We start from the raw sequence: 26,937 nt of genomic DNA, 5'->3' as shown, positions 1-26,937 counted from the left end.
GTAAGTTCGTCGGCAGCGTCAGATGTGTATAAGAGCCAGCCCCTGCCCCACCGCGCCCGCGTCCGGGTTCAGCGCGGGCACCTCACGGGCCAGCGCCTCCGTCACGGGCAGGCCCACGTCGGAAGGCCCCATCAGGAAACCCGGCGCCCAGGGCCCCAGTGTCAGCGAGCCCGCGCCCGACACTGGCGTGCCACCTCCCGCCAGGTACGCCGCCGCCGTCAGCCCCGACGCGCCAATGCCATCCAACCGCGCCGTGCCCGCGAGCAGGGACTCCTGGCCACGTCCGCCCACCTCGCGCAGGAGGATCTGCCGGGAGTAGCGCAGGATCTGATCTTCGCGCAGCGCCATGGCCGTCAGCCCCCCGCCATGGCGGGGATGAGGGTGATGCGGTCCGCGTCCTTCACCGGCGTGTCCAACCCGTTCAGCGCGCGGATGTCCTCGTCGTTGAGGAACACGTTGACGTAGCGCCGCACCGCGCCGCGCTCGTCGAACACCCGGCCGCCAATGCCCGGGTGGCGCGCGTCCAGGTTCTTCAGCACCTCAAGCACGGTGGCGCCGGGGGCTGAGACTTCCGCCTGGTTGCCGGTGAAGCCCCGCATCGGAGTGGGAATACGAAGGGTCGCCATGACTCACTCACCTGCCTTGCTTGCGGAGCACCAGCCGGTGCGTCCCGTCCGGGAGCGCGTCCAGGGACACGACCTCGTGGCCCTCGTCGCGCGCGTTGCGAGGCACGTTCTTCAGCGGCTCGGTGCCCCGAAGGAGCACCTCCAGCAACGTGCCCGGCTCCAGTGATTCCAACTTCAGCTTCGTCCGCACGTAGGTCATCGGACAGACCTCGCGGGTGATGTCCAGCATCGCCGTCATGTCGCGCACGCCTCCGGAGACTCCGGGTACGCGGGGATGGCCGTGACGCGACAACCCTCGCAGTCCGGTGCCCGCGCCACGCGTATCCGCCGTCCCAGGAGTGACACCGCATCCAACACGTGCAGCGTGGCCTCGCCCTGCCCACCTCGCGCGGCGCCCGACAGCAGCTCCAGCGCCATCAGGGCCTGCACCGCGCCCACCAGCCCCGCCAGCGAGCCGAGCACGCCCGCCTGGGCACACGTGGGCACGGCGTCCGGCGGAGGCGGCGCGTCATAGAGGCAGCGCAGACACGGCCCCCCCGGGTCCACGCGCATCGCCTGGCCCTGCATGCGCAGCACACCGCCATAGATGAGCGGCACGCCCGTCAGCACCGCCACGTCCGACAGGAAGAACTTGGTGGCCACGCCGTCCGTGGCGTCGATGACGGCGTCGTGCGCGCGGAAGAGCCCCTCCGCGTTGCTCGCGTCCACGCGCTCGGGGATGGCCTCCGTGCTCAGGCCGGGAAAGGCCCGCGCCAGGCCCGCCGTCGCGGACTCCGCCTTGTTCCGGCCCACGTCTTCGCCCCGGTGCCAGAGCTGGCGCGGCAGGTTCGTCACGTCCACGCGGTCGGGATCCGCCAGCGTCAGGTGCCCGACACCGGCCTGGGCCAGCGCCAACGACGCCGGGCATCCGAGCCCGCCAGCCCCCACCAGCAGGACGCGCGCGCGCTCCAGCCGGGACGCATGGGGAATTCGGGGGTGGTGGTCTGTACCGTGGCCATGCATCGGATGACTGCTCCACGCGGTCGGAAACGAATATGGTGGGGCCGCCTGCGTACCACCATGCAGAAGGACGCAGGTGTCTCTTCACCGTCCCGCGTCCGCGCGGCCCCCACCTGCCAGGACATATGAAAAACCTGACCGGCGTGCTCGTCTTTTCCGCTCTCCTCTTCCTGGCGCCTGGCTGCACCCGCAAGTCGGGCGAGGCCCCGGGGCCCACCGACGCCTCCGCCGCGACGGGCGAAGCCGCGCGCACCGGCGCCAGCAAGGGAGCCCTGAGCGCCGAGGATGCGGGCTCAGGCAGCACGGCGCGCGCGGCCCAGGAGGCCTGCGTGGACACGTGGCTCCAGAAGCAGGGGCTGGACGCGTACGGCAACCCGGAGGGCAGCATGTACGCGGGCGGCACGCCGCTCTTCAACGAGCGCACGGGCGAGCAGATCGACCGGCTGGACTTCATCTTCAAGAACAAGCCCGAGGTCCGCCAGGCGTGCGCGGGTGACGCTTCCGCGGAGTAACGCGGTGCTTCCGCCCGGCGTGGGGCCTGCCCCCTCGCCCCCCAGAAAGCGGGGCGGGCCACCTCTGGGATTCCCGGCCCCCCGGTTGCTCCCGTAGACTGCCGGACGAATGGATTCCCAACTCGCATTGAGCGAGGAAACGCCTGCCAACGACCTGCGCGCCCGGGTGCGGAAGGTCCTGGAGCGCCGCAAGCTGACGGACAGCGTGTCGGCGGAGCAGGCGACCGCCTCGTGGGAGCAGGACCGCTTCGTGGCCCGGGCCCGCGCGCTCTTCTACGCGCGGATGATGTTCCTCACCCTGGGCCTGCTCATCCTCGCGGTGCCGGCCTGGAGCGGCTACTTCGGCCTCACCGGTCCGTTCTCCTTCGTGGGCTACTTCGCGATGCTGCTCTACAGCGTCGCCAACCTCCTGGTCATCGACCACCCCAAGGCCGGCCGCTGGGTGACGTACATCACCCTCTGCCTGGACGTGACCATCAGCGTGGTGCTCATCGCCAAGCCGCACGTCGGCGGCGGTCTCCAGAGCCCGCTGCTGGCCACGCAGCTGCTCTTCACCACGCTCTTCGCCATCCTCTATCCCAAGCCGCTGGCGATCCTCCCGCCGCTGCTGGCACTGCCCATCACCACCCGGCTGGACCTGCTCCTCAACCGCTCCGTGACGGCGGTGGAGCTGCTGACCCTGCTCTGGTACCTGGCGCTCAACTTCATCATCGTCTACGTGCTCGTGTACCTGAACGAGCGCGAGGCCGCCGCGCACCGCGAGGTCGTGTCGCTCCAGGGAGACCTCAAGGAGCTGGCGGTGGTGGAGGAGCGCAACCGGATGGCCCGGGAGATCCACGACGGCCTGGGCGCGTCCCTGTCGTCGATGATCATCCAGTCCGAATACATCCTGAACCTCGCGCGCGAGGAGGGCCTGCGCGAGGAGATCCGCGAGCTGAAGCTCACCGCGGAGGAGTCCATCGAGGAGCTGCGGCGCAGCCTGCAGATGATGCGCGAGGACTTCGAGCTGGCGCAGGGCCTGGAGGACTACGCGAAGACGTTTCGCGAGCGCACGGGCCTGGACATCCGCTTCGAGCGCACCGGGCTCCAGCGCAAGCTGGACCCGGACGCGCAGCTGGCGCTGTTCCGCATCCTCCAGGAGTCGCTGTCCAACGCGGTGAAGCACGCGGAGGCCAAGGGCGTCCAGGTGCGGCTCGACTTCAGCGAGGACCGTGTCAACCTCGTCGTACGCGACGACGGCAAGGGCTTCGACCCTTCCCGGACGCCGCGCGGCCACTACGGCCTGTTGAACATGCGTGAGCGCGCCATGAAGCTCGGTGGCCAGCTCATCGTGGACTCGTCACCCGGCGCTGGCGCCCAGGTGGCATTCTCCCTTCCCTGTCGCCCGTCATGACCGGAGCTCCCGTGGACGCCCCGCAGCCTCCTGATTCGCCGCCCATTCGCGTCTTCGTGGTCGAGGATCAAACGAAGATCCTCAAGAACCAGCTCCGCCTCTTCGAGAACCACCCGGAGATGGACATCATCGGCACCGCGCTCTCCGGTGAAGCCGCGCTGGAGGAAGTGCCCAAGCTGATGCCGGACGTGCTGCTGCTCGACCTGGGCCTGCCCCGCATGAGCGGCATCGACGTGACGCGCGAGGTGAAGGCGCGCTTCCCGAAGATTGAAATCCTCATCTTCACCATCTTCGACGAGGAGGACAAAGTGCTGGAGGCCGTGAAGGCGGGCGCCTCCGGCTACCTGCTCAAGGGCGCCCCGGTGGACAAGATCATCGAGGCCATCAAGGAGGTCCGCGCGGGCGGCACCGTCATCCAGCCCAACCTGGCCCGCCGGCTGCTCCGTCACTTCCGCGTAGAGCCCGACGCCAGCCCCGTGGCCTCGCCGCCCACCGCGCCGGAGCCGTCGGCCAGCGACATGCCCCAGGAGCCCCTGCTCAAGCCGCTGTCGGACCGCGAGCGCGAAATCCTCCAGCTCATCGCCAAGGGCGTGTCCAACAGCGAGGCGGCGCGCCTGCTCGACCTCAGCAAGGCCACCATCCGCACGCACCTGGAGCACATCTACCGGAAGCTGGAGGTCACCAACCGCGTGGAGGCCGTCACCGAAGGCATCCGCAAGGGTCTCATCTCCGTCTGAGCCGGAGCGCCCGCGCTCAGCGCCCCGTGGAGACCGCCGCGCCCGGACGCTCCGCGGCGGCGGCCTCCATGACCAGGTCCGCGTACCGGTTGACCGGATCTCCCGGCTGCGTGCCGTCCCGGTAGTAGAAGGTGTAGTCGTCCCAGGCCTCCGGCCGGGCGTCGTTGGAGAACATCCACAGCGCACCCGCGCCGACGCCTTCCTTCCGCATGCACTCCAGCCAGCCGCGATAGAGCGCGCGCCGCTGCGACACGTCGAACGTGCCTTCGTTGCGCAGCCCCAGTTCGCCCACGAACAAGGGCTTGCCCAGGTTCCGGGCGATGGCGGCGTGCTCCCGAATCCACCGGGCGCCGGCCTCGGCCGTGTCGATGCCGCCCAGGCCCCAGGACTCCGGATAGAAGTGCACCGACGCGAAGTCGATGTACGGGGACGCCGTGTTGCGCGTGAAGCTGGCCCCCGGCGTGCGAAGCACCGGCGACCCGGAGCGGGACCAGAAGCCAGGGTCGTACCCGTCGGGAGACGGCTCGAAGCCCTCCTCCCCCGTCCCCACCAGGTGGCCGGGCGCGTGCCTCTTCACCTCGCGCGCCACGTCATCAATCCACGCGCGCAGCCGCGCCCCTTCCTTGTCCAGCCCCCGTCCCCGCGGCTCGTTGAGCAGTTCCCAGGCCAGGACGGCCGGGTGGTCGCCATAGCGGATGCCGTCCACCGTGTTCACCCGGTTGAGCAGCCGCGCCACGTGCGCCTTGAAGTGCGCCACCACCACCGGGTCGGTGAAGAACCGGGCATCCCCTTCCACGGGCCGGGGGAGGCCCGCCCACTCCACGTACTGGCGCGCCCCCCCGTACGCATCCCAGTAGTTCCCCAGCGTCAGCACCAGGCGAACGCCATGGAAACGGGCGCGGGTGAGCACCCAATCCAGGCCGACCAGGGCCACCTCGTCGTACTCCAGCGGCGCCACCTGGATGGCGGTGTCCCCCACCTTCGACAGCGCGTCGTTGTGTCCGTTGGTGCGCAGCGCGCGCACGCCCAGCGCGGAGGCCTTGGCGAGCACCTCTTCCAGCACCGGAGACTCCGCCGCCCCCCGCCGCGCGTCCCGAGTGGCCTCTTCCTGCAAGAAGTAGGCGTTGAGCACCATGGCGCCGGACGGCAACCGGTCCAGGTGTTGCGCCGGACCGCCCGAGCAGCTTGCGGCCACCGCCTCCAGCATGACCGGGTCCCCCTCTCCGCAGGCCCCCAGGAGGAAGGCGACGGCCGCGGAGGCGGTGGAGGTCCGGCGAGAAAGGGGCATGCCTACATGGTAACGACGCCACGCGCTCCACGCATCGGTCCCGAGGACTGAGTTAGGTTCGCCGCCATGGAGCTCAGACTGGAAGGCGTGTCGAAGACGTACCCCAACGGCACCCGTGCGTTGCAGGGTGTCAACCTCACCATTCCGCGCGGGATGTTCGGGTTGCTCGGACCGAACGGCGCCGGCAAGTCCACGCTGATGCGCAGCATCGCCACGCTGCAGGACGTGGATGCGGGCACCATGACCTTCGACGGCATCGACCTGCGCCGGGACAAGGACCGGCTGCGCGAGGTGCTGGGTTACCTCCCACAGGACTTCGGCGTGTACCCCAAGGTGACGGCCTGGGACATGCTGGACCATCTGGCGCAGCTCAAGGGCCTGGCCCAGCGCGGCCCGCGCCATGACACGGTGAAGGCGCTCCTCCAGAAGACGAACCTCTGGGAGCATCGCGACCGGCGGCTCGGTGGATTCTCTGGCGGCATGAAGCAGCGCTTCGGCATCGCCCAGGCCCTGCTCGGCAATCCCAAGCTGCTCATCGTGGACGAGCCCACCGCCGGGCTCGACCCCGCTGAGCGCTTCCGCTTCCACAACCTGCTGGCGGAGATCAGCACCGACGTGGTGGTGCTGCTGTCCACGCACATCGTCTCCGACGTGGCGGACCTCTGTCAGAACATGGCCATCCTCGCCCAGGGGAACGTCGTGGCCAGCGGCCACCCGCTGAAGCTGGTGGAGTCCCTGCACCAGCGCGTGTGGAAGCGCTTCGTCACCCACCAGGAGGAGCTGGACGCGCTCATGAAGCAGCTGGAGGTCATCGCCGTGCGGCGCGTGGCCGGTAAGCGACTGGTCCACGTCTACGCAGAGTCCCCGCCAGAGGGCTTCGAGCCCGCCAGCCCCGACCTGGAGGACGTCTACTTCCACGCGCTCGCCCGGGCGACCAGGCAGTCCTGAGGGCCCGCCATGTTCACTGCCCTCCTGACCTTCGAACTGCGGCGCCGGGTGAAGATGATCTCCACCTGGGTCTACGCCCTGGCGCTGGCCGCCGCCGCCGCGATGATAACGCTGGCGATTGGCGCCGTGTTCAAGGGGTTCTCGGTGGCGTCGGGCCCAGAGTTGGTCGGCGTCAACAGCCCGCACACCATCTTCTACTTCACCACCGGCATGGCCTACGTCGGCCTCTTCATGGTGGCCGCCGTCTTCGGCCAGGCCGCCTACCAGGACTTCGGCCACAACACGTGGATGCTCATCTTCACGAAGAACGTGAAGAAGGGCCCGTACCTGCTCGGCCGGTTCCTGGGCGCGTACCTCTTCAGCGCGGTGCTGATGCTGGCCATCATCCCCGGGCTGCTGGTGGGCGCCGCGGGCGTGTGGCTGGTGGATGCCGAGCGGCTCGCTCCGTTCCAGCTCACTTCCTACCTCTGGCCCTACGTCGTCGGCGTCTGGCCCACGCTCTTCTTCGCCGGCGCCGTCTTCTTCTCGCTGGCCGCCCTGACGCGGCGCATGGCCCCCGTGTACGTGGGCGTCGTGGTGCTGGTGATGGGGTACCTGGTGCTCAGCGCCGCCACGTCCGACGTGCAGCACCAGGACCTGGCGTCCCTGCTGGACCCGTTCAGCTTCCTCACCTTCGAGAACGCGACCCGCTACTGGACGGCGGCCGAGCGCAACCAGGACCACGTCCCCTTCGCCGGGCTGCTGCTCGCCAACCGGTTGCTGTGGAGTGTGGTGGGCGCCGCGCTCCTGGGGCTGGCCGTCCTGCGCTTCCGCACCACCGTGGAGGAGCAGCGGGGACGCGGCACGCACAAGGAGAAGGAGGCCCCCGCCCCGGTCGCCATCCCCACCACCCTGGCGGCGCCCACGACGGGCAGTTGGCTGCGCACGGCCTTCGCCACCTCCTGGCTGGCATACCGCGACATCCTCCGCTCCCCGGTGTTCTGGTCCTTCGTCGTGGCGGGGCTGGCCATGGGCACCATGGGCATCTCCATCTCGAAGCAGATATACGGCACCGCCACCTGGCCGGTGACGTGGCAGGTGCTGGAGACGGCCACGCGAACGTTCCAGCCCTTCCTGCTCATCACCATCACCTTCTATGCGGGTGAGCTGGTGTGGAAGGAGCGCGACGCGGGGCTGGCCGACATCGTGGACGCCACGCGAGTGCCGTCCTGGGTCACCTATGGCGCGAAGCTGGGGGCGCTGCTGCTCGTGGCCTTCTCCCTGAAGGCCGTGGCGCTGCTGTCCGCGCTGCTCTCCCAGGTGCTTCGCGGCTACGTCAACATCGAGTGGAACCTCTACGCCACACAGCTCTTCCTGCTGGACTTCCCGCATGACGCGCTGTTGTGCGTGCTGGCCTTCTTCGCGCAGGTGCTCATCCATCAGAAGTACCTGGCGTACCTGGTGATGGTGCTCTACTTCGTCCTCCAGGCCGCGCTGGGCCTGATGGGCGTGGAAGACTTGCTGGTCCGCTACGGCTCCGAGCCCACGCTCCGCTACTCCGACCTGAACCGCTTCGGCAGCATCATCCCCGCGCTCGTGTGGCACCGCGTCTACTGGTACGGGCTGGCGGCGTTGCTCGTGGCGGTGGGCTACCTGCTCACCGTCCGAGGCCGGGAGGCGCGTTGGAAGCAGCGCTGGGCAGCGGCCAAAGCGCGGCGCACGGGCGCGTGGACGGCGGCCGCGGCGCTGTCGCTCTGCGTCTTCATCGGGGCGGGCGCATTCATCTACTACAACACCCACATCCTCAACCCGTACATCACGCGGAAGGACCGGGAGCGGCAGCAGGCCCGCTACGAAAAAGAGTACGCGTCCTACGCCGCCCTGCCCCACCCACGCATCACCGCCGCGAAGGTCACCTTCCACATCCACCCGGAAGAGCTGCGCCTGGAGGCCCTGGGCAGCTACCGCATCCGCAACAAGACCGACGCGCCCATCTCCAAGGTGATGCTCACCCTGCCGGACGACGCCCGGGTGCGCGGCCTGTCCCTGGCGGGCGTGACGAAGCCCGCGATGCATGACGCCGAGCTCGGCATCTTCATCTACGAACTGCCCACGCCGCTGGCCCCCGGCGCCGACTCCGCCATCGTGTTCGACCTGGAGTTCGGCACGAAGGGCTTCAAGCACGGTGGGGCGCGCACGGACATCGTGGGCAACGGCACCTTCTTCGACAACATGAACCTGCCTGCGCTGGGCTACCAGAAGGACGCCGAGCTGGGGAACGACCGGGACCGCAAGGACTACGACCTGCCGCCTCGCGAGCGCATGCCGGACCGCGACGACCCGAAGGCGAAGCAGGACAACTACATCCGCCAGGACTCGGACTTCATCGCCTTCGAGGCCACGGTGAGCACAGCGAAGGACCAGATTGCCATTGCCCCGGGTTACCTGGAGAAGGAGTGGACCGAGGGCAACCGCCGCTTCTTCCACTACCGGATGGACAAACCCATCCTCAACTTCTTCTCCGTCCTGTCCGCGCGCTACGAGGTGATGCGCGACACGTGGCGCGACGTGAAGCTGGAGATCTACCACCACCCCACGCACACCTTCGCGCTGGACCGGATGATGCGCGGCATGAAGGACACGCTGGAGTACTGCAGCGAGAACTTCGGGCCGTATCAGCACCGGCAGGCCCGCATCCTGGAGTTCCCCCGCTACGCAAGCTTCGCCCAGTCCTTCCCCAATACGATTCCGTATTCGGAGGCACTGGGCTTCATCGCCCGCGTGGAGGACGGACGCGCCGACGACGTGGACTACCCGTACTACGTCACCGCGCACGAGATTGCCCACCAGTGGTGGGCGCACCAGGTGGTGGGCGCGCGCGCGCAGGGCGCCACGATGACGTCGGAGACGATGTCGCAGTACGCCGCGTTGATGGTGATGAAGCACCGCTTCGGGCCGATGAAGATGAAGCGCTTTCTCAAGTTCGAGCTGGACCGCTACCTCGCGGCCCGCGCGTTCGAATCGAAGAAGGAGGTGCCGCTGGCACGGGTGGAACAGCAGATGTACATCCACTACCAGAAGGGCAGCCTCGTCATGTACGCGCTGCAGGACTTCATCGGCGAGGAGCGGGTGAACCGCGCCCTGCGCCGCTACGTGGAGAAGGTCCGCTTCCAGGGCCCGCCGTACACCGGCTCCTCCGAGCTGCTGGGCTTCCTGCGGGAAGAGACGCCGCCGGAGTACCAGTACCTCATCGAGGACCTGTTCGAGAACATCACCCTCTACGACAACCGCGCCGTCTCCGCGCAGGTGCGGCAGAACGACCAGGGCACCTGGGACGTCACCCTCAAGGTGAAGGCGAAGAAGTACCGCGCCGATGAGAAGGGCGAACAGACGGAGGTGGACTTCAACGACTGGATGGACGTTGGCGCGCTCGACGAGCGCGGCGAGGCCGTCTTCCTGGAGAAGCGCCGGGTGACGAAGGGCGAATCGGAGCTCACCTTCACCGTTCCCGTGAAGCCCGTCCAGGTGGGCATCGACCCGCTCAACGTGCTCATCGACCGCACGTCCACCGACAACGTGACGGAGCCCACCGTCGCGTCCGCGGTAGCGCTGGGGAGCCCGTCCACGCCCTGACGGGTCAGCTCCAGCGAATGCGCAGGTCGAAGCCGTCAGGCGGCTCGTAGCGTTCCACGTTCGCCTGGGGCTCGGTGGCGCCGGCCTGCCGCAGCGCACCTTCACAGGTGCCCGCGGCGGCCTCCGCCGGGAAGGGGTAGCCCCGGAAGCGGACGCGCCAGTCCGCCGGCCCCAGGGATTCCACCTGGATGTCCACCGGGGAGAAGACGGAGCTGAAGCTCAGCGACACGCGCTTCATGGCGCGCTCGGGCCCAGCCACCTTGAGGGCAATGCCCACCACCTTGCCCACCAGGGTGTCGAAGTAGCTGCGCACCAGCTCCCGCCCCAGGGTCCGGTAGGCCGACTTACGGTCCATGCCCTGGTAGCGGTAGCGCACCGTCGCGTCCTGACAACCCGCGAACACGGCCGCTGGATAGGTGGCGCGGGGCTTGTCCATGTCGAAGCCCGCGGCCAGGAACTCGGCCTGGAGCTTCGCGTCGGGTTGCGCCATGCGGACCAGGGATTCGAATAACGTTGATTGAACAGTGACTTCGGCTGGCATCGGTGGCGCGGCACCCTAGGGAAGTCAAGCGGCTCGGGAAAGCGGATGCACCGGCGTTGTTTGACTGGCCAACGTCCGCGCTCAATCGCCGCGAAGGCCGCAGTGGTCTGGCAGTTGGAGCCGGGCCAGCAGCGTGGGCGGCATCCCCCACTCCACGGGCGTGAAGTAGACCTGGATGCCTCACATCACTCCCGATGTCTCAGCGAGTGAGAATGAATCATCCAACCCGGCGACGAAGCTGTCCTTGTGACATGCGGCGACACAAGCGTCTCGCGAGTCGAGAATCCGGAGCAACGGCCCAAAGTCGCTCCCAGCGGCCGTGTTCCGATTCATGACGGAAGACGCGCACTGGCAAGGGAGCAAGGGACACGGCGGAGCCTCACAAGTGTCAGACAGTCCTGAGAGGATGTCCCCGTGCGCCAATGCCAGAGGGGGAGCCCCGCGCGACATCCGCAACAGGAATTGGGTGAAGAAACCTGGCCTCGATCGTTTCTCACCGATTTGAGACGTCGTGTCTCAGAGGGCACGCGGCTGTGACACATGCTGTAACCCATTCATACACAACCAATCTCGAGAGTTAAGAATACAGCCTTGGCTTTACGAGCAATCCGCTATTGGCGTAGGTTTTAGATATGAGCGCAGTGTCCAATATTGAGCACGACCCCATCGCAATCATTGGCATCGGCTGCCGCTTTCCAGGGGGCGCGAAGTCACCACGCCACCTCTGGGAGCTGCTCACCCAGGGCCGCTGCGCCATCGTAGAAGTCCCGAAGGAGCGCTGGGACCACCGCCGGTACTACGACCCGGACCCAGACAAGCCAGGTAAGACGTACGTGCGGGCGGGAGGCTTCCTGCAGGAGGCCATCGACACGTTCGACGCGGCCTTCTTCTCCATTTCGCCCCGGGAGGCGGCGACGCTCGATCCGCAGCAGCGGCTGCTCGCGGAGGTGGCGTGGGAGAGCCTGGAGGACGCGGGCCTTCCGGCGGACAAGCTCGCGGGCAGCCCCACGGGTGTCTACGTCGGCGGGTTCATGCTCGACAGCATGCTCACGCACATGGGGCCGATGAACCGCGAGCTCATCGGACCGCACACGGCGGTGGGCTCGACGATGACGGTGCTCTCCAACCGCCTATCGTACATGTTCGACTTCCAGGGGCCGAGCATCTCCCTGGACACGGCGTGCTCCTCGTCGATGGTCGCCGTCCACCTGGCGTGCCAGGACCTGCGGAACGGCACCACGTCACTGGCGCTGGCGGGGGGCGTCAACGTCATGTTCCGGCCCGAGATCTTCGTAGCCATGAGCAAGGGCAAGTTCCTGTCGGCGGACGGGTACTCCAAGAGCTTTGATACCCGCGCGGACGGCTACGGCCGTGGCGAGGGCGCCGGCATCGTGGTGCTCAAGCGGCTCTCCGACGCGGTCCGAGACCAGGACCGCGTCTACGCCGTCATTAGAGGAACGGGCGTCAACCAGGACGGCCACAGCGAGTCCATGACGGCGCCGAGCTCTCGCGCGCAGGAAGCGCTGATTCGCCGCGTCTGCGCCAGCGCCGCGTTGGACCCCACCGAAATCCATGCCTTCGAGGCCCATGGCACGGGCACCGCCGTGGGTGACCCGGCGGAGCTGGGTGGCCTGGGCGCCGTCTCCAAGCGCGAGGACGGCCAGGGACCGTGGGTCGGCTCGCTCAAGGCCAACATCGGACACCTGGAGGCCGCGGCCGGCGTGGCCGGTCTCATCAAGGCGAGCCTGTGCCTGCAGCACCGGCAGTTGCCCCCGCAGGCCAACCTGCGCAACCTCAACCCCGCCATCCCCTTCGACACGCTGGGCATCCGCATCCCGCGCGCGCTTGAAACGCTCGCGCCCCGGAAGGACGAGCCGCTGCGGATGGGCGTCAACTCCTTCGGCTACGGCGGCACCAACGCCCACTGCGTCATCGAGCAGGCCCCGTCCGCCGTATCGCAGGCCCGCGCCGACGCAACCCCGGCGCCGCTGCTCCTCCCCCTCTCCGCCCGCAGCCCCGAGGCCCTGCGCGCCCTGGCCCGGTCCTACGCGGAGATGCTCGCCGCGCCGGCGTCGGCCTCGCTGTCGGACATCTGCTTCTCCGCGGCCACGCGCCGCGGCCACCATGAGCACCGGCTGGCGCTGCTGGCGACGGAGGACGTGGCCGACCTGACGGCGCGGCTGGAGTCCTTCGCGTCGGGCAACCCCGCCGAGCTGGGCGCTTCCGGCCGGACGCTCCAGGCCGCGGATGCCCGGCCCGTCTTCGTGTTCACCGGCATGGGGCCCCAGTGGTGGGCCATGGGCCGGGAGCTCTACGCGCAGGACGCGCTGTTCCGCGCCACCCTGGACCGCTGCGACGCCCTCTTCCAGCGGCTGGCGGGCTGGTCGCTGCTGGAGCAGATGCTCGCGGACGAGAAGTCCTCCAACATGGCGCGGACGGACATCGCGCAGCCCGCGAACACGTTCCTCCAGATTGGCTTGCTGGAGATGTGGCGGCGCGCGGGCATCACGCCCGCGGCGGTGATTGGCCACAGCGCGGGTGAGGTCGCGTCGGCCTATGCCGCCGGCCGCTTCACGCTGGAGCAGGCCATGCTCGTCATCTACGAGCGAAGCCGCATCCAGGCCAAGGCCGCGGGCCAGGGAAAGATGGCCGCCGTGGGCCTCTCCGAGGAAGGCGCGCGCGCCGCCATCCGGGGGCGTGAGGACCTGGTGTCCATCGCCGCCATCAACGGCCCCAACGCGGTGACGCTGTCGGGTGACGCGAAGGCCATCGAGGAGATCGCCGCGGAGCTGGAGGCGCGCGGCGTGTTCCAGCGCATCCTGAAGGTCGAGGTGCCGTACCACAGCCCCGCCATGGAGGGCCTGAAGCCAGAGCTGCGCCGCTGCCTGGCCGCGCTGAAGCCTTCCGCCGGGCACCTGCCCACCTACTCCACCGTCACGGGCGGGCGCATCGAAGGCATTGCCTACGACGCGGAATACTGGTGCGACAACATCCGCGAGCCCACGCTCTTCGCGAAGGCCGCGGGGCAGATGCTGAAGGACGGCTACCGGCTCTTCATCGAGCTGGGGCCCCACCCCGTGCTGCTGGCGTCCATCAAGGAGTGCTGCGCGGAGGCCCGCGTCGAGGGCCGCGTCCTCACCTCCCTCCGGCGACAGGAGCCCGAGCACAAAACGTTCACCAAGGCCGTGGCCGAGCTCTACGTCGCGGGCATTCCCATCGACTGGAGCGGCCTCTATCCACAGGGCTCGCGCTACACCCCGCTCCCCACCTACCCCTGGCAGCGTGAGAAGCACTGGCACGAGTCGGAGGAGGCCCTCACGGACCGTCGGGGTTCCGACGAGCATTCGCTGCTCGGCCCCCGCGTCTCCGCGCCGCTGCCCACCTGGGAGCGCGGGCTGAACGCGCGCTTCCTGCCGTGCCTCCAGGACCACCGCGTCCGGGGCTCGCTCGTCGTCCCTGGCGCCACCTACGTCGAGCTGGCGCTCGCCGTTCGCCGCGCCATGGGCCTCTCCGAGCCGCATGCACTGGAAGAGGTGCGGTTCGAGAACGCGCTCGTCGTCACCGGCCATGACGAGCCCGTTGTCCGGACCACGTACGACGAGGCGGCCCAGACGGTGACCATCTACAGCCGGCCGCGCGACAACCGCACGGCGTGGACCCGTCACGCCACCGCGCGCATCCGCCGGAACGTCCACACACCACCGGAGACACAGGCCCGGGTGAGCGAGCTCGGCATCCACGCCGAGGCGCCGCTCGACACCGAGGCGCTGTACCGGATGCTGGCGACGCGCGGGCTCGAGTATGGCCCCAGCCTGCGCGGCATCCGCACGCTGCGCCGCAACGAGAAGGAACTGCTGGCCGAGATTGTCCTTCCCGAAGCGGAAGTGGCGCGCATCACCGCTGATTCGCAGATGCTGCTCGACCCCGTGTGGTTGGACCCGTGCCTCCAGGCCATGGTGTCCTGGCTTCCCGAGGACGACGCGCGGCTCTACCTGCCCATGGGCTGCCGGAGCATCCAGCTCTCCACGCCGCCCGCGCCCCACGCGCCGCTGTGGTGCCATGCCCGGATTCGCGCGCGCACGGCCCACAAGCTCGAGTGCGACATCACGCTGCTGGACGGCGATGGACGGGTGGCCGCGAGGCTGACGGGCGTCGAGTGCGCCGCGCTCGCGGACCGTGAGGAGTCCGTGCCCAGGCCGGCGTTCTACGACTGGACGTACACGCACGCCTTCGAGGCCACCGCCGAGGAGCTACCCGCGAAGAGCCAGGGCACCTGGCTCGTCTTCGCCGACCAGGGCGGAATCGGCGCCGAGCTCATGCGTGAACTCCAGCGGACCGGCATCCAGGACCTAGTCCTGGTGACGCGGGGCGAGACGTTCGTCCGCGAGTCAAACCACCGCTTCCAGATTCGTCCCGGAAACGCGGAGGACGTCCGTTCCCTCGTGGAGGCCGTGGGCCGTGTCCGCATCCAGCACGTTGCCTACCTCGCCGGCCTGGACGCGCGTCCGGGAGTCGAGTCGAACGACGTGCAGGCGCTGCTCGACGTGGTGCTGGCCCTGGCGCCGGGCGATGGCGCGTCGCTGCGCATCGTCACCCGCGACGCACAGCGCGCGGCCCCGGGTGACGGTCTGGGTGCGCTGTCCGCCACGCCGCTGATTGGCTTCGCGCGCGTCGTCCCCGCGGAGTTCCCACACCTGCGGACCCGCTCCATCGACCTGCCGAAGGGCGCCTCGGCGTCTCAGCCGGAGCTGATCGAGCGACTTGCTCGTGAGCTGCTGGCGGAGACGCAGGAGGAGGAGGTCGCGCTGCGCGACACCCGCCGCTTCGTCCGCCGCCTCAGCGCGAAGCCCCTTCCGGAGTGGGAGGCCCAGACGAAGGGCACGCCCGCGTCGGCCGGCGTGGAGCAGGTGTTCGAAATCGCCCTCGACGGCGCCGAGCGCCGACCGCGTCGCGCCACGCGCAAGCAGCCCGCGCGCGGAGAGGTCGAAATCAAGGTCACCCACGTGACGCTGACCCGCGCCGCGGCCGTGCAAGGCCGGCGTGCGTCCGACACGCACTGGCCGCTGGAGGTGGGCGGTGTGGTCGTCGCGGTGGGCGAGGCCACCCCGGGCTTCACGTCCGGCCAGGTGGTGCAGGCGCTGGTCACGCAAGAAGCGCCCGTGGTGGGCACGCACGTGGTGCTGCGCCTGGACCGGGACTTCGTCAGCGCCGGCACGTCCCAGGGACGGCTGCTGCCCTTCCTCGGCGCGGAGTGCGCGCTCCATGTGCATGGCCACATCCAGACCTCCGAACGGCTCCTCGTCATCGGGGACGCCGGTGGCGTGGGGACCGCCGTGGTCGAGCTCGGCCGCGCCGCGGGAGCCCGGACGGCCATCATCCTGGACGGCGACACGCGGCAGGTGCCAGAGGGCGTTCGCGTCTTCGACCGGCGCTCGCCTTCCCTCCCGGAAGACATCCTGGAGTGGACGGAGGGCGCGGGTGTGGACCTGCTGGTGAACGCGTCCTGCGACGCGGAGCCCACCATCACCAGTGTGCTCGGGGCATTCGGCCGCTTCGTCGATGCGGGCCCGCTCGCTCCGGCGGAGGGCCTGTTCGCCACCGCCTGGCCCCGTGGCGCGGCCTGCGCACGCGTGGACGTCGCGGCCATGCTGCGCCAGCGTCCCCAGGAGGTCGCCGCGCGGCTCCAGTCCGTCCTCGGCCGGTTCCAGACACTGCCGGCGCTGCCGTCCGAGTCCTGGCCCGTCACCCGCGCCGAGGAGGCACCGGCGTGGCTGGCGGAACATTCGCGAGACCAGGGGCTGGCCCGGCTCACGCTGACGTTCGCCGATGGTGAGCCGCTCGCGCTCGCTCCGGCGGCGGACGAGCCGCTCTTCGATGCGAACGCCACGTACCTCGTCACCGGCGGCTTCGGCGGGTTCGGCCTCGCGCTCGCCCGTTGGATGGTCGCGGAGGGTGCGCGGAACCTCGTGCTCACCGGCCGCAAGGGCGCCTCCACGCCGGAAGCCAGGCAGTTGGTCCAGTACCTGGAGGCGGCCGGCGCTCGCGTCACCGCGGCCGCCGCTGACGTCAGCAGCCTGGACGACATGCGGGCACTGTTCGCGCGCATCGACGCCACGCACCCGCCGCTCAAGGGCGTGCTGCACACGGCGGCCGTGCTGGACGACGCGCCGATGCCCGACCTGAACCTCGAGCGGCTCCAGCGCGTCATGTCTCCCAAGGCGGGCGGCGCGTGGATTCTTCACGAGCTGACGCAGGACCGGCCGCTGGACCTCTTCGTCCTGTTCTCGTCCGTCGCCGCGCTGATTGGCAACCCGCGTCAGGGCAACTACGTCGCGGCGAACAGCTTCCTCGACGCGCTCGCGGAGCACCGGGCCGCGCGAGGGCTGGCGGCCATCAGCATCCACTGGGGCGTGCTGGGTGAGTTCGGCATGGCCCAGGACGAAGCGGTGCGAACCTACCTCGAATCGCTCGGCCTCAACCCGATGGCGCCCGCCACCGTGTTGACCGCGCTCAAGCGGGTGCTGCGCCTGCGCACGCCGCAGTTGGGCCTCTTCGACGTGCAGTGGTCCAAGCTGGGCCGCGCCGCCCCGCACCTGGGCAAGTCCGCCAGGACGTCACACTTGCTGGGCAGTGCCCAGGGTGGCGCCCAGAACGAGGCGGAGCAGCTGCGCGGACATCTGTCGGGGCTGGCCCCCGAGGCCCGGCAGCCGGAGCTGGAGAAGTTCCTCGTCGAACGGCTCGCCACCATTCTCCAGATTCCCATGGAGCGGGTGGAACCGCAGAAGCCCCTCTCCCTGCTGGGCGTGGACTCGCTGCTGTCGATGCAGGTCCAGCGGACCATCCGCGAGGCGCTCGGCATCGAGATTCCCGCGCTGGAGCTGCTGCGCGCCGGGAGTCTGGTGGAGGTCGCCACCAACCTGTCATCGAAGTTCGACGGGCCCGCTGCCGCCGCCGCTGCGCCCGCGCCTGAACCGGTGACGGAGGAAGCAGAAATCGAGCAGCAGGTGAACAACATGTCGGAGGGCGAGCTGGACACGATCCTCCAGGCCATGCTCGCCGCGCAGACGGCGCAGGAGAGCGCGCAGACGGCGCAGGAGAGGGAGACGGCATGAGCACCCCGGCTGACAACATGAAGGGCCTCTCACTCGAGGCGAAGCGCAAGCTGCTCGCGGAGCTCATGGCGAAGTCCGGGAAGGCGGCCCCCCGCCTCTCCCCGCTCGCGTCTGGTCAGAAAGCGCTATGGCTCCTGCACCAGCAGGACCCGGAGAGCGCGGCCTACAACACGCCCTTCGCGCTGCGCATCCGCTCGCAAATGGATGTGGCGTCGCTCAAGCGCGCGTTCGGAATGCTGGCCGAGCGCCACGCGTCCCTGCGCACCACGTTCTCGTCCACCGCGGAAGGGCAGCTCGTCCAGACGTGCCACCCGACCCTCGAGCCGAGCTTCACCCACGTGGACGCGCAGGGCTGGAGCGCCGAGCAGCTCCAGGCCGAGGTGGCCCGCGCCTACCGTCAGCCGTTCTCCCTGGAGCGGGGCCCGCTGCTCCGGGGGAACCTCTTCTCCCTGGGGGCCGAGGACCACGTCCTCCTGATGACCGTCCACCACATCGTCTACGACGGGTGGTCCGCGGGCATCCTCCAGCAGGAGTTCAATCAGCTCTATCAGGCCATCGCGCGAGGCGAGCAGCCGTCCCTGCCGCCCGTCACGGGCAGCTACGCCGCCTTCGTCGCGCAGCAGGCGGAGACGATGTCGGGTGCCGCGGGGCGGGCCCACTGGGACTACTGGCAGAAGAAGCTCGATGGTGAGCTTCCCATCCTGGCGCTTCCCGCCGACCGCAGCCGGTCGGCGGTCGCCGCGAACCGGAGTGGCGCGAGCCCGTTCCGCCTCTCCGCGGAGCTGACGGCCCGCATCAAGGCGCTCGCGCAGAGCGCCGAGTCCACGCCCTTCGTCGTGCTCGTGTCCGCCTATGCCGCCCTGCTGGGGCGTCTGGCGCGGCAGGAGGACATCCTGATTGGCTCGCCCACGGCGGGCCGGCCCGGCTCCGCCTTCCATGACGTGGTGGGCTACTTCGCCAACGCGGTGGCGCTGCGCGCGGACCTCTCCGGTGCGCCCTCCACCCGGACCCTGCTGGGCCGGATGCGCACCGTCGTCCACGAGGCGCTCGCGCACCAGGACTTCCCGTTCGCATCGCTCGTGGAGCGACTGAACATCGAGCGCCGTCCTGGCGTGTCTCCCCTCTTCCAGGCGTCCATCTCGCTCCACGCCTCGCGCGAGGGCGGCGGCGCCATGGCGCTGTGGGCCTCGCCCGACGAGGACGCCCGCGTCTATTGGGGCAACCTGCAGCTCGAGCCCTTCCCCATCAGCGACCAGGAGTCGCAGTTCGACCTCACGTTGGAGATGTGGGAGACGCGGGGCGCCTTCTCCGGCGTGCTCCGCTTCAACCGCGCCCTCTTCAACGACGACACCGTCGCCCTGTGGCGCGGCTACTTCGAGAAGCTCGTCGAGGAGATGGTCCGCGCGCCGGATGAACCGGTGGCCCGGCTGTCCCTGGCGGTCAAGGCCCCGTCCCCCGCGCACGAGGCGCGCGTTGAAAGCGCCCCGGCCGTCACCACCGCCCAGACCCTCACCGGCTGGTTCGAGGCCCAGGCCGAGCGCAGCCCGAATGCCACCGCGCTGACGTTTGGCGAGACGCACCTCAGCTACGCCGAGCTCAACGGCCGGGCGAATGTCCTGGCGCATGCGCTGCGCGACCACGGCGTGGGCCCCGAGTCACTGGTGGGCATCTGCGTCGACCGCAGCGCGGAGCTGGTCGTTTCCATCCTCGGCGTGCTCAAGGCCGGCGGCGCCTATGTGCCGCTGGACCCCGCCAGCCCGAAGGACCGGCTCGCGTTGATCCTGGAGGACGCGGAGGTCGCCGCGCTGGTGACTGAGTCCAGCCGCACCGGCGAGCTTCCCACCCAGCGAGTTCCCACCGTCTTCGTGGACGCGCTCGACTGGCAGGGCGGCCGGCGCACGCCGAATCCCGAGCCGGCCATCACGCCGGACAACGCCGCCTACGTCATCTACACCTCTGGTTCGACGGGGCGCCCCAAGGGCGTCATCGTCACCCACGCCAACGCCACCCGGCTGTTCACCACGTCGGAGCCGCTCTACGGCTTCGGGCCGGATGACGTCTGGACGCTGTTCCACTCCGCGGCGTTCGACTTCTCCGTCTGGGAGCTCTGGGGACCGCTGCTGTACGGCGGGCGCCTGGTCGTCGTGCCCCACTGGATGACGCGCGCGCCCGAGGCTTTCGGTGAGCTGATTGCACGTGAGGGCGTGACGGTCCTCAACCAGACGCCGTCCGCGTTCCGAGCGCTGACGCGCGCGCCGTCCATCGCGGATGGCAAGGGCGGCCTCAGCCTCAAGTGGATCATCTTCGGTGGCGAGGCGCTGGACGCGGCGACCGTGCGCCCCTGGTTCGAGCGGTATGGGGACGCCGGCACGCAGCTCATCAACATGTACGGCATCACCGAGACCACGGTGCACGTCACGTACTACCGGGTGACCGAGGCCGACCTCACCTCCGCCGCGAGCCCCATCGGACGCCCGCTTCCGGACCTCGAGCTGCACCTGCTCGACGAGCACGGCCAGCCCGTACCGGCCGGCGTTCCGGGGGAGATGTACGTCGGCGGCGCTGGTGTTGCACGCGGCTACCTGAAGCGCCCCGAGCTCACCGCACAGCGCTTCATCGAAGACCCGTCCTCGCCGGGCAAGCGGCTCTACCGCTCGGGCGACCTCGCCATCCGCCTTCCGGATGGCGGTTTCACGTACCTGGGGCGCATCGACGATCAGGTGAAGATTCGCGGGTTCCGCATCGAGCTGGGTGAAATCCAGTCGGTGCTCGCCACGCACCCGGCGGTCGCTGATGCCTACGTCACCACGCATGAGCGGAGCGCGGACGACCGACGCATCGCCGCCTACGTCGTGCCCAGGGACAACGCCGCGGAGACGCTCCTGTCCTCGGATGCGGACGGCGGCGTCGGCGACACGCACGTGGGCGAGTGGAAGGCGCTCTACGACGACCTCTATGCACGCTCCGCCAGCGAGCCGCAGCTGGACCCCAGCTTCAACATCGCGGGCTGGGACAGCAGCTACACCGGCGCACCGCTCAGCGCGGAGGCGATGAAGGAGTGGGTCGACCACACGGTCCACCAGATTCTCGTGCGGGAGCCCCGCCGCGTGTTCGAGATCGGCTGCGGCACGGGTCTGCTCCTCACGCGGATTGCTCCGTCCACGGAGGCGTACTGGGCCACGGACGTCTCGGGTGTCGTCGTCAACATGCTCCGGGGCGTCACGGCGAAGTCGGCCGGGCTCGAACACGCGAAGCTCTTCCACTGCGCGGCGGACCAGTTGGACGGCATCGACTTCGGCGACATGCGCTTCGACGCGGTGATGCTGAACTCGGTGGTCCAGTACTTCCCGAGCGCGGAGTACCTCGCCCAGGCCCTGGAGAAGGCTTCACAGCGGCTGGACACAGGCGGCGTCATCTTCGTGGGTGACGTGCGGAACTTCCGCCTGCTGGAGGCCTTCCATGCGTCCATCGTCCTGGCGCAGGCGTCCGGCACGCTCGAGCCGCAGGTGCTCAAGGACCGCGTGGCGCAGCGCATGGCGGCGGAAGAGGAGCTGGTGCTCGCCCCGGACTTCTTCTGGGCCCTCAAGCAGCGCATCCCCCGCCTCACCCACGTGGAGATTCGCCCGAAGCGGGGCGCATGCCTGAACGAGCTGACGCGTTTCCGCTACGACGTGCTCATCCACCTGGATACCCCGCCCAGCCCCGCCTCCGACGTGGCCTGGGGCCCGGGCAACGTGAGCCTGCCCGAGCTCCGCGCCCGGCTGACCCAGGACGGCACCCGGCGTGTCGGCCTGCGCGGCATCCGGAACGCACGAGTCGAGGCATCCTTGGACGCCCTGGCGAGCGTGACGGATGGAGCGTCCTCGCGGCCCGGTTCCTTCGAGAAGCTCCGTCGGCGTGTGCTGGACCGCGACGCCACGACGCCCGCGAGCGATCCGGAGCCTGGCATCGACCCCGAGTCTCTCCACCAGCTCGCGGAGGCCCTGTCCTTCAACGTCGCCCTCGACTGGTCGCGCGGCGGCGTGGATGGTTCCTTCGACGCGGTCTTCACCCCGGCCGCGAAGTCGGCGCACGGGCCCGTGGCCCTCTTCGGCAGTGCGCCGGAAATCGTCGCGGGGGCACGCCGCGCCAATGACCCGCTCCGGAGCCGCGTGGATCGCCGCCTGGAGAGCGAGCTGCGCAAGCGGACGCAGGCGAGCCTTCCCGAGTACATGGTGCCCGCAAGCATCATGGTCGTCGACCGGATTCCCCTGACCGAGAACGGAAAGGTGGACCGGCGCGCCCTGCCCGTTCCATCCGTCTCACAGGGCCTGGAGACGGCCTACGTCGAGCCGCGCAACGGCGAGGAGGAGATCCTGGCCAGCATCTTCGCCGAGCTGCTCGGCGCGGAGCGCGTGGGCGTGCATGACAGCTTCTTCGACCTGGGCGGCCACTCGTTGCTGGCCACGCAGGTCGTGTCCCGGATTCGCGCCGTACTGGGCGTGGAGATTCCGCTGCGCACGTTCTTCGCGAGCCCCACCGTCGCGGGGCTCGTGACGGCCGTCCAACAGCAACGCCAGCGCCCCGGAGCGGCCGCCGTCGACTTCACCGGGCCCATGGAGCGCCCGGAGCGCATCCCGCTGTCGTCCTCCCAGGAGCGGCTGTGGATCGTGGACCGCATCGAGGAGACGCGGGCACCCATCTACGTCATCCCGCTGGTGCTCCGGCTCCGAGGCCCCCTCCACCATGAGGCCCTGCGGCAGAGCCTGGACGCCATCGTCCAGCGGCACGAAGTGCTCCGCACGTGCTTCCCGGCGGAAGGCGCGCAGCCCTTCCAGGCCATCTCCACGAACGTCACGGCCGAGCTTCCTCCCAGTGAGGAGCTGGTCCACCCGAATGGCGCTTCGGAGGCGGAGCTGCTCAAGCTCATCCAGGTCCAGGCCGGCTTGGAGGTCTCCCGGCCGTTCGACCTCGAGCGGGGCCCGCTGCTGCGGATGCGCCTCTTCCGCATCTCGGAGTCGGACCACGTGCTGGTCCTGACCATGCACCACGTCGTCTCCGACGGCTGGTCCGTGGGCATCCTCGCGCGTGAGCTCGCGGCCGGTTACAACGCGCTGCGCTCGCAGCGTGAGTTGGCCATGCCGCCGCTCCAGGTCCAGTACGCGGACTTCGCGCTGTGGCAGCGGCAGCTCCTGCGGGACGGTGCGCTCGCGGAGTCCATTGAAGCGCACAAGCAGCGCCTGGCGGGGGCGCCCACGTCCCTCAACCTCCCCAGCGACCGGCCCCGGCCGGAGACGCCGACGTACCGGGGTGGCGTGGTCCGCTTCGACGTGGACCGTTCCCTCACGGCGCGCCTGAAGGAGCTGAGCCGCCGGGAAGGCGCCACGCTGTACATGACGCTGCTGGCGGCCTTCACCGCCTACCTGTCACGGCTGAGCGGCCAAAAGGACCTCATCATCGGCTCGCCGGTGGCGAACCGGAATCGCGCGGCGGCGGAGCCGCTGATTGGCTTCTTCGTCAACACGCTCGCGCTCCGGATGGACCTGTCCGGCGACCCCAGCTTCCTGGAATTGCTGTCGCGCGTCCGGCGCACGGCCCTGGACGCCTACGCGGACCAGGACGTGCCCTTCGAGAAGCTGGTGGAGGTGGTCGCGCCCGAGCGGAGCCTCAGCCGCCAGCCCCTGGTCCAGGTGATGTTCGCGCTCCAGAACGCGCCGTTCTCACCGCCCGCGCTGGACGGGCTCGACGTGCAGTTGCTCGACCTGGACAGCGTCACCGCCAAGTTCGACCTGACGCTGTCCATGCAGGAATCCGCGGATGGCCTCTCCGGCCTGCTCGAGTTCAGCGCGGACCTGTTCGACCGCGAGCGCATCGAGCGGATGGCCGAGCACCTCGTCGTCATGCTCCGCGATGCGGTGCAGGCTCCTGAGCGCCGAGTGCCCGAGTTCGCGCTACTGGGTGCGAGCGAAGCCAGCCTGGTGGCGAAGTGGGAGCAAGGCCCCAGTGCCCCGCCCGCGCCCGACTCGGTGGTGGAGCTGTTCCTGGCGCAGGTCGCGCGCGCACCTGAGGCCATTGCCCTGGAGCATCGCGACGTCCGCCTGAGCTACGGCGAACTCGACCGGCGGGCGACGCGCCTGGCCCGGCACCTCGTTTCGCTGGGCTTCGGACCTGAGAAGCGGGCCGCCATCTGCCTGCCGAAGTCGGTGGACTTCATCACCTGCATCCTGGGCGTGTGGAAGGCCGGCGGCGCGTACGTGCCGCTCGACCCGGAGTACCCCCAGGCGCGCCTGGGCCACATGCTGGACGACTCGGGCGCGGAGGTGCTGCTCACGGAGCGCGCCCTGGGCGAGCGGCCGGGCTTCCGGGGGCAGACGCTGTGGATGGACGAGCCCGTGCCGGAGCACGCCGAGCCGTCCACCCTGGCGTTCCCCGACGCGGGCTCCGCCGCCTACGTCATCTACACCTCGGGCTCCACCGGGAAGCCGAAGGGCGCGGTGCTGGAACACCGGGGCGTGGCGAACATCGCCGTGGCCTCTGCCCCGCTCTTCGGTCTCGGACCGGACAGTCGGATCCTCCAGGCGGCGTCTTTGTCCTTCGACGTGTCCGTCTGGGACATCGTGATGGCGTTCGCCAGCGGTGCCCGGCTGGTGCTGCCCACCGATGAGACCGCGCGCGTGGGCGAGGCCCTGGCGGCGGTGCTCACGGAGAAGCACATCACCCAGGTGGTGCTGTCGCCCTCCGCGCTCGCGACGCTGCCGGAGGGGGCCTATCCCGCTCTCCGCGTGCTCATCGCTGCCGGAGAAGCGCTCCCCGCGGAGCTCGTGAAGAAGTGGGTGACGGACACCCGCCGCTTCGTCAACGCGTATGGTCCGACGGAGACGACGGTCATCGCGACGGTCGCCGAGCTCAAGAAGGGCGACACGGGCGTTCCGTCCATCGGCCGGCCCCTGCCGGGGCTCGTGGCGCGCATCCTCGACGCCGACCAGCGGCAGGTCCCCATCGGGGTTCCCGGCGAGCTGTACGTGGGCGGTGTGGCGCTCGCGCGCGGGTACCATGGACTCGACGAGCTCACCCGGACGCGCTTCATCCCGGACCCCTACTCCGACGCTCCGAACGCCCGGCTCTACCGGACCGGTGATCTCACGCGCTGGAGTGCCGACGGCAGCATCGACTTCCTGGGCCGCATCGACGACCAGGTGAAGCTGCGCGGCTACCGCATCGAACTGGGTGAGGTGGAGACCGTCGTCGACAGCCACCCCGCGGTCCAGCGGTCGGTCATCGTGGTCCACCAGGGACAGCTCGCGGCCTATGCAGTGGGCCGTCCGGGCACGTCGCTGACGATTCAGTCCCTGCGCGACCATGCCATGGGCCTGCTTCCGAACTACATGGTGCCGGCGCACTTCGTCGTGCTGGAAACCTTCCCGCTGACGCCCAGCGGCAAGGTGGACCGCAAGAAGCTTCCGGACCCCGTGCAGGCCCAGGCGCCCGCCGCCTTCGCCGATGCGCGGACGCGGGAGGAGCAGATCCTGTCCAGCATCTGGGCCACCGTCTTGAAGAAGGAGTCCGTGGGCATCCACGACAACTTCTTCGCGCTCGGCGGTGACTCCATCCTCGGGCTGCAGATCATCTCCCGCGCCACCCAGCAGGGCCTGCGGCTGCGACCGCGCCAGTTGTTCGAGCACCAGACCATCGCCGATCTGGCGCGCGTGGCCTCCAGCACCCAGGTCATCAACGCCGAGCAGGGGCTCGTGACGGGCAGCGCGCCCCTCACCCCCATCCAGCATTGGTTCTTCGACCAGAACCGCGCCGGGCCGCAGCACTTCAACATGGCGGTGATGCTCGACGTGGAGCCAGGAATCGACCTGGCCGCGCTCCGCGGTGCGCTCGAAGCGGTGGAGCGCCACCACGACGCGCTCCGCTTCCGCTACCGCAAGGACGGTGACGGCTGGACCCAGTTCCACGCGGAAGAGGAGGCGCTGACTGGCATTCCCCTGGACACGCTGGACGTGGACGGGAGCGAGCTCGTGGAAGAGGCGCTCGCCGACCTCCACGAGTCCCTGGACCTGGAGCAGGGCCCGCTCATGCGCGCCGCCCTGCTGCGACTGGGTGGGGACTCCGCGCGGCTCGCGCTGGTGGCCCACCACCTGGTGGTGGACGCCGTGTCGTGGGGAATCATCATCGAGGACCTGCTGACGGCGTACAGCCAGCTGTCGAATGGCCAGGAGGTCGGCCTCCCGCCGAAGACGACGTCCTTCCAGCACTGGGCGAAGCGGCTCGAAGCGTATGCGGCGACGCCCAACGCCCGGGCCGAGCTCGACGCCTGGCTCGCAACGGCGCAGCGAGACGACTCGCAGGACCTGCCGCTGAACGACCCCCACGCCCCGGACACGGTCAGCGACGCGGGCACGCTCGTGACGTGGCTGGAGGCGGAGGAGACCCAGCTGCTGCTGAACGAGGTCCCGACGGCGTACGACGTCAAGGTCAACGAGGCCCTGATTGCCGCGCTCGCCAGGACGCTCACGGGCTGGTCCGGCAACAGCACCGTCCGAATCGACCTGGAAGGCCACGGACGCGAGTTCCTGTTCGAGGACGTGGACCTGAGCCGCACGGTGGGCTGGTTCACCGCGCTCTTCCCGCTCCGCCTGCACGTGGGTGCCCGGGAAAGCGTGCGTGAGACGCTGGCCCGCGCGAAGGACGCGCTGCGCCGGACGCCTCGTGGCGGTATCGGCTACGGCGTGCTCCGTGCGCTGTCGCCGGATGCGGCGATTCGTTCGAGGCTCGGCGCGATTCCGAACGCGGGCATCGTGTTCAACTACCTGGGACAGATGGGCGCCGTTCCGACGCAGGGCGTGGTGCGAGGCCGCGCCAAGGAGGGACTGGGCCTGCTGCACGCGCCTGGCGCCACCCGGCCCCACCGCATCGAGCTCAACGCCGTGGTCGAAGCGGGCCAGCGTCTCCGCCTCGACTGGACCTTCGGCGCCAAGGTCTTCCACAAGGAGACCATCGAGCGACTGAACGCGGAGTTCCACGCCAACGTGCGAGCGATGATTCGCGAGCGCGCGGAGCCCGCCGCGGCGGTCCGGGTGGCGTCTGACTTCCCGGCGGCGCGTCTGAGTGCCAAGGATTTGAAGCGCGTGCTCACGCTGACCAAGAAGCCGCGATGAGCCAGGTGGAAGGTGAGGGGCAGGAC

At 69.6% G+C, this 26,937-nt stretch carries 12 protein-coding genes and 1 pseudogene; 7 read left to right on the top strand and 6 right to left on the bottom strand.

Features of this window, described 5'->3' with window-relative positions; genetic code table 11:
* Positions 1-39 precede the first annotated feature (39 nt).
* From F8M74_RS26645 to F8M74_RS26630, 4 genes and pseudogenes are all read right to left on the bottom strand, one after another.
* Positions 40-348, bottom strand: a pseudogene (locus tag F8M74_RS26645) (ThiF family adenylyltransferase); the annotation flags it as partial.
* 5 nt (positions 349-353) lie between these two features.
* The gene (locus F8M74_RS26640; protein WP_141255115.1) at positions 354-626 is read right to left on the bottom strand and encodes a MoaD/ThiS family protein; all 273 of its coding nucleotides are present in this window, start codon (positions 624-626) and stop codon (positions 354-356) included.
* A 7-nt stretch (positions 627-633) separates the two neighbouring features.
* The gene (locus tag F8M74_RS26635) at positions 634-873 is read right to left on the bottom strand and encodes a sulfurtransferase TusA family protein (protein WP_141255116.1); all 240 of its coding nucleotides are present in this window, start codon (positions 871-873) and stop codon (positions 634-636) included.
* Entirely contained in the window at positions 861-1,628 is a 768-nt protein-coding gene (locus tag F8M74_RS26630; protein ID WP_141255117.1) for a HesA/MoeB/ThiF family protein, read from the bottom strand. Before F8M74_RS26630 ends, F8M74_RS26635 begins: the two co-directional genes overlap by 13 nt.
* A 122-nt stretch (positions 1,629-1,750) precedes the next feature.
* Between F8M74_RS26630 and F8M74_RS26625 the strand changes: the two genes are divergently transcribed.
* The 3 genes from F8M74_RS26625 to F8M74_RS26615 all read left to right on the top strand — a co-directional run bounded on the left by F8M74_RS26625 (position 1,751) and on the right by F8M74_RS26615 (position 4,267).
* On the top strand, positions 1,751-2,137 hold the full coding sequence (locus tag F8M74_RS26625) for a hypothetical protein (RefSeq protein WP_228559389.1): 387 nt from the start codon (positions 1,751-1,753) through the stop codon (positions 2,135-2,137).
* 109 nt (positions 2,138-2,246) lie between these two features.
* Complete coding sequence (locus F8M74_RS26620; protein ID WP_141255119.1) at positions 2,247-3,530, top strand: sensor histidine kinase; 1,284 nt, start codon at positions 2,247-2,249, stop codon at positions 3,528-3,530.
* Positions 3,527-4,267 carry a response regulator transcription factor gene (locus F8M74_RS26615; RefSeq protein WP_141255120.1) on the top strand — a complete coding sequence of 247 codons (741 nt, stop codon included), beginning with the start codon at positions 3,527-3,529 and terminating at the stop codon, positions 4,265-4,267. Before F8M74_RS26620 ends, F8M74_RS26615 begins: the two co-directional genes overlap by 4 nt.
* A gap of 16 nt (positions 4,268-4,283) precedes the next feature.
* On the opposite strand, the gene F8M74_RS26610 is transcribed toward F8M74_RS26615, so the two are convergent.
* A complete protein-coding gene (locus F8M74_RS26610) occupies positions 4,284-5,555 on the bottom strand; it encodes a cellulase family glycosylhydrolase (RefSeq protein WP_141255121.1) in 1,272 nt (423 codons plus the stop codon).
* 66 nt (positions 5,556-5,621) lie between these two features.
* Between F8M74_RS26610 and F8M74_RS26605 the strand changes: the two genes are divergently transcribed.
* Together F8M74_RS26605 and F8M74_RS26600 are read left to right on the top strand one after the other, a co-directional pair.
* A complete protein-coding gene (locus F8M74_RS26605) occupies positions 5,622-6,503 on the top strand; it encodes an ABC transporter ATP-binding protein (protein WP_141255122.1) in 882 nt (293 codons plus the stop codon).
* Between the two features lie 9 nt (positions 6,504-6,512).
* Positions 6,513-10,115 (top strand): M1 family aminopeptidase, encoded by a 3,603-nt coding sequence (locus tag F8M74_RS26600; RefSeq protein ID WP_141255123.1) that lies wholly within the window; start codon positions 6,513-6,515, stop codon positions 10,113-10,115.
* Between the two features lie 4 nt (positions 10,116-10,119).
* Here the strand turns inward: F8M74_RS26600 and F8M74_RS26595 are convergent, their stop codons facing one another.
* Complete coding sequence (locus tag F8M74_RS26595; RefSeq protein WP_140798657.1) at positions 10,120-10,656, bottom strand: DUF2378 family protein; 537 nt, start codon at positions 10,654-10,656, stop codon at positions 10,120-10,122.
* 632 nt (positions 10,657-11,288) lie between these two features.
* Between F8M74_RS26595 and F8M74_RS26590 the strand changes: the two genes are divergently transcribed.
* On the top strand, positions 11,289-17,768 hold the full coding sequence (locus tag F8M74_RS26590; protein WP_171410304.1) for a type I polyketide synthase: 6,480 nt from the start codon (positions 11,289-11,291) through the stop codon (positions 17,766-17,768).
* Complete coding sequence (locus tag F8M74_RS26585) at positions 17,765-26,911, top strand: non-ribosomal peptide synthetase (protein WP_141255125.1); 9,147 nt, start codon at positions 17,765-17,767, stop codon at positions 26,909-26,911. The genes F8M74_RS26590 and F8M74_RS26585 overlap by 4 nt, the downstream gene beginning before the upstream one ends.
* Positions 26,912-26,937: the final 26 nt, after the last annotated feature.

The organism is Myxococcus sp. CA023 (genome assembly GCF_010998615.1).
Classification (GTDB): domain Bacteria; phylum Myxococcota; class Myxococcia; order Myxococcales; family Myxococcaceae; genus Myxococcus.
Note: the sequence above shows the minus strand (reverse complement) of the source record. Positions and strands in the feature narration are given on the sequence as shown.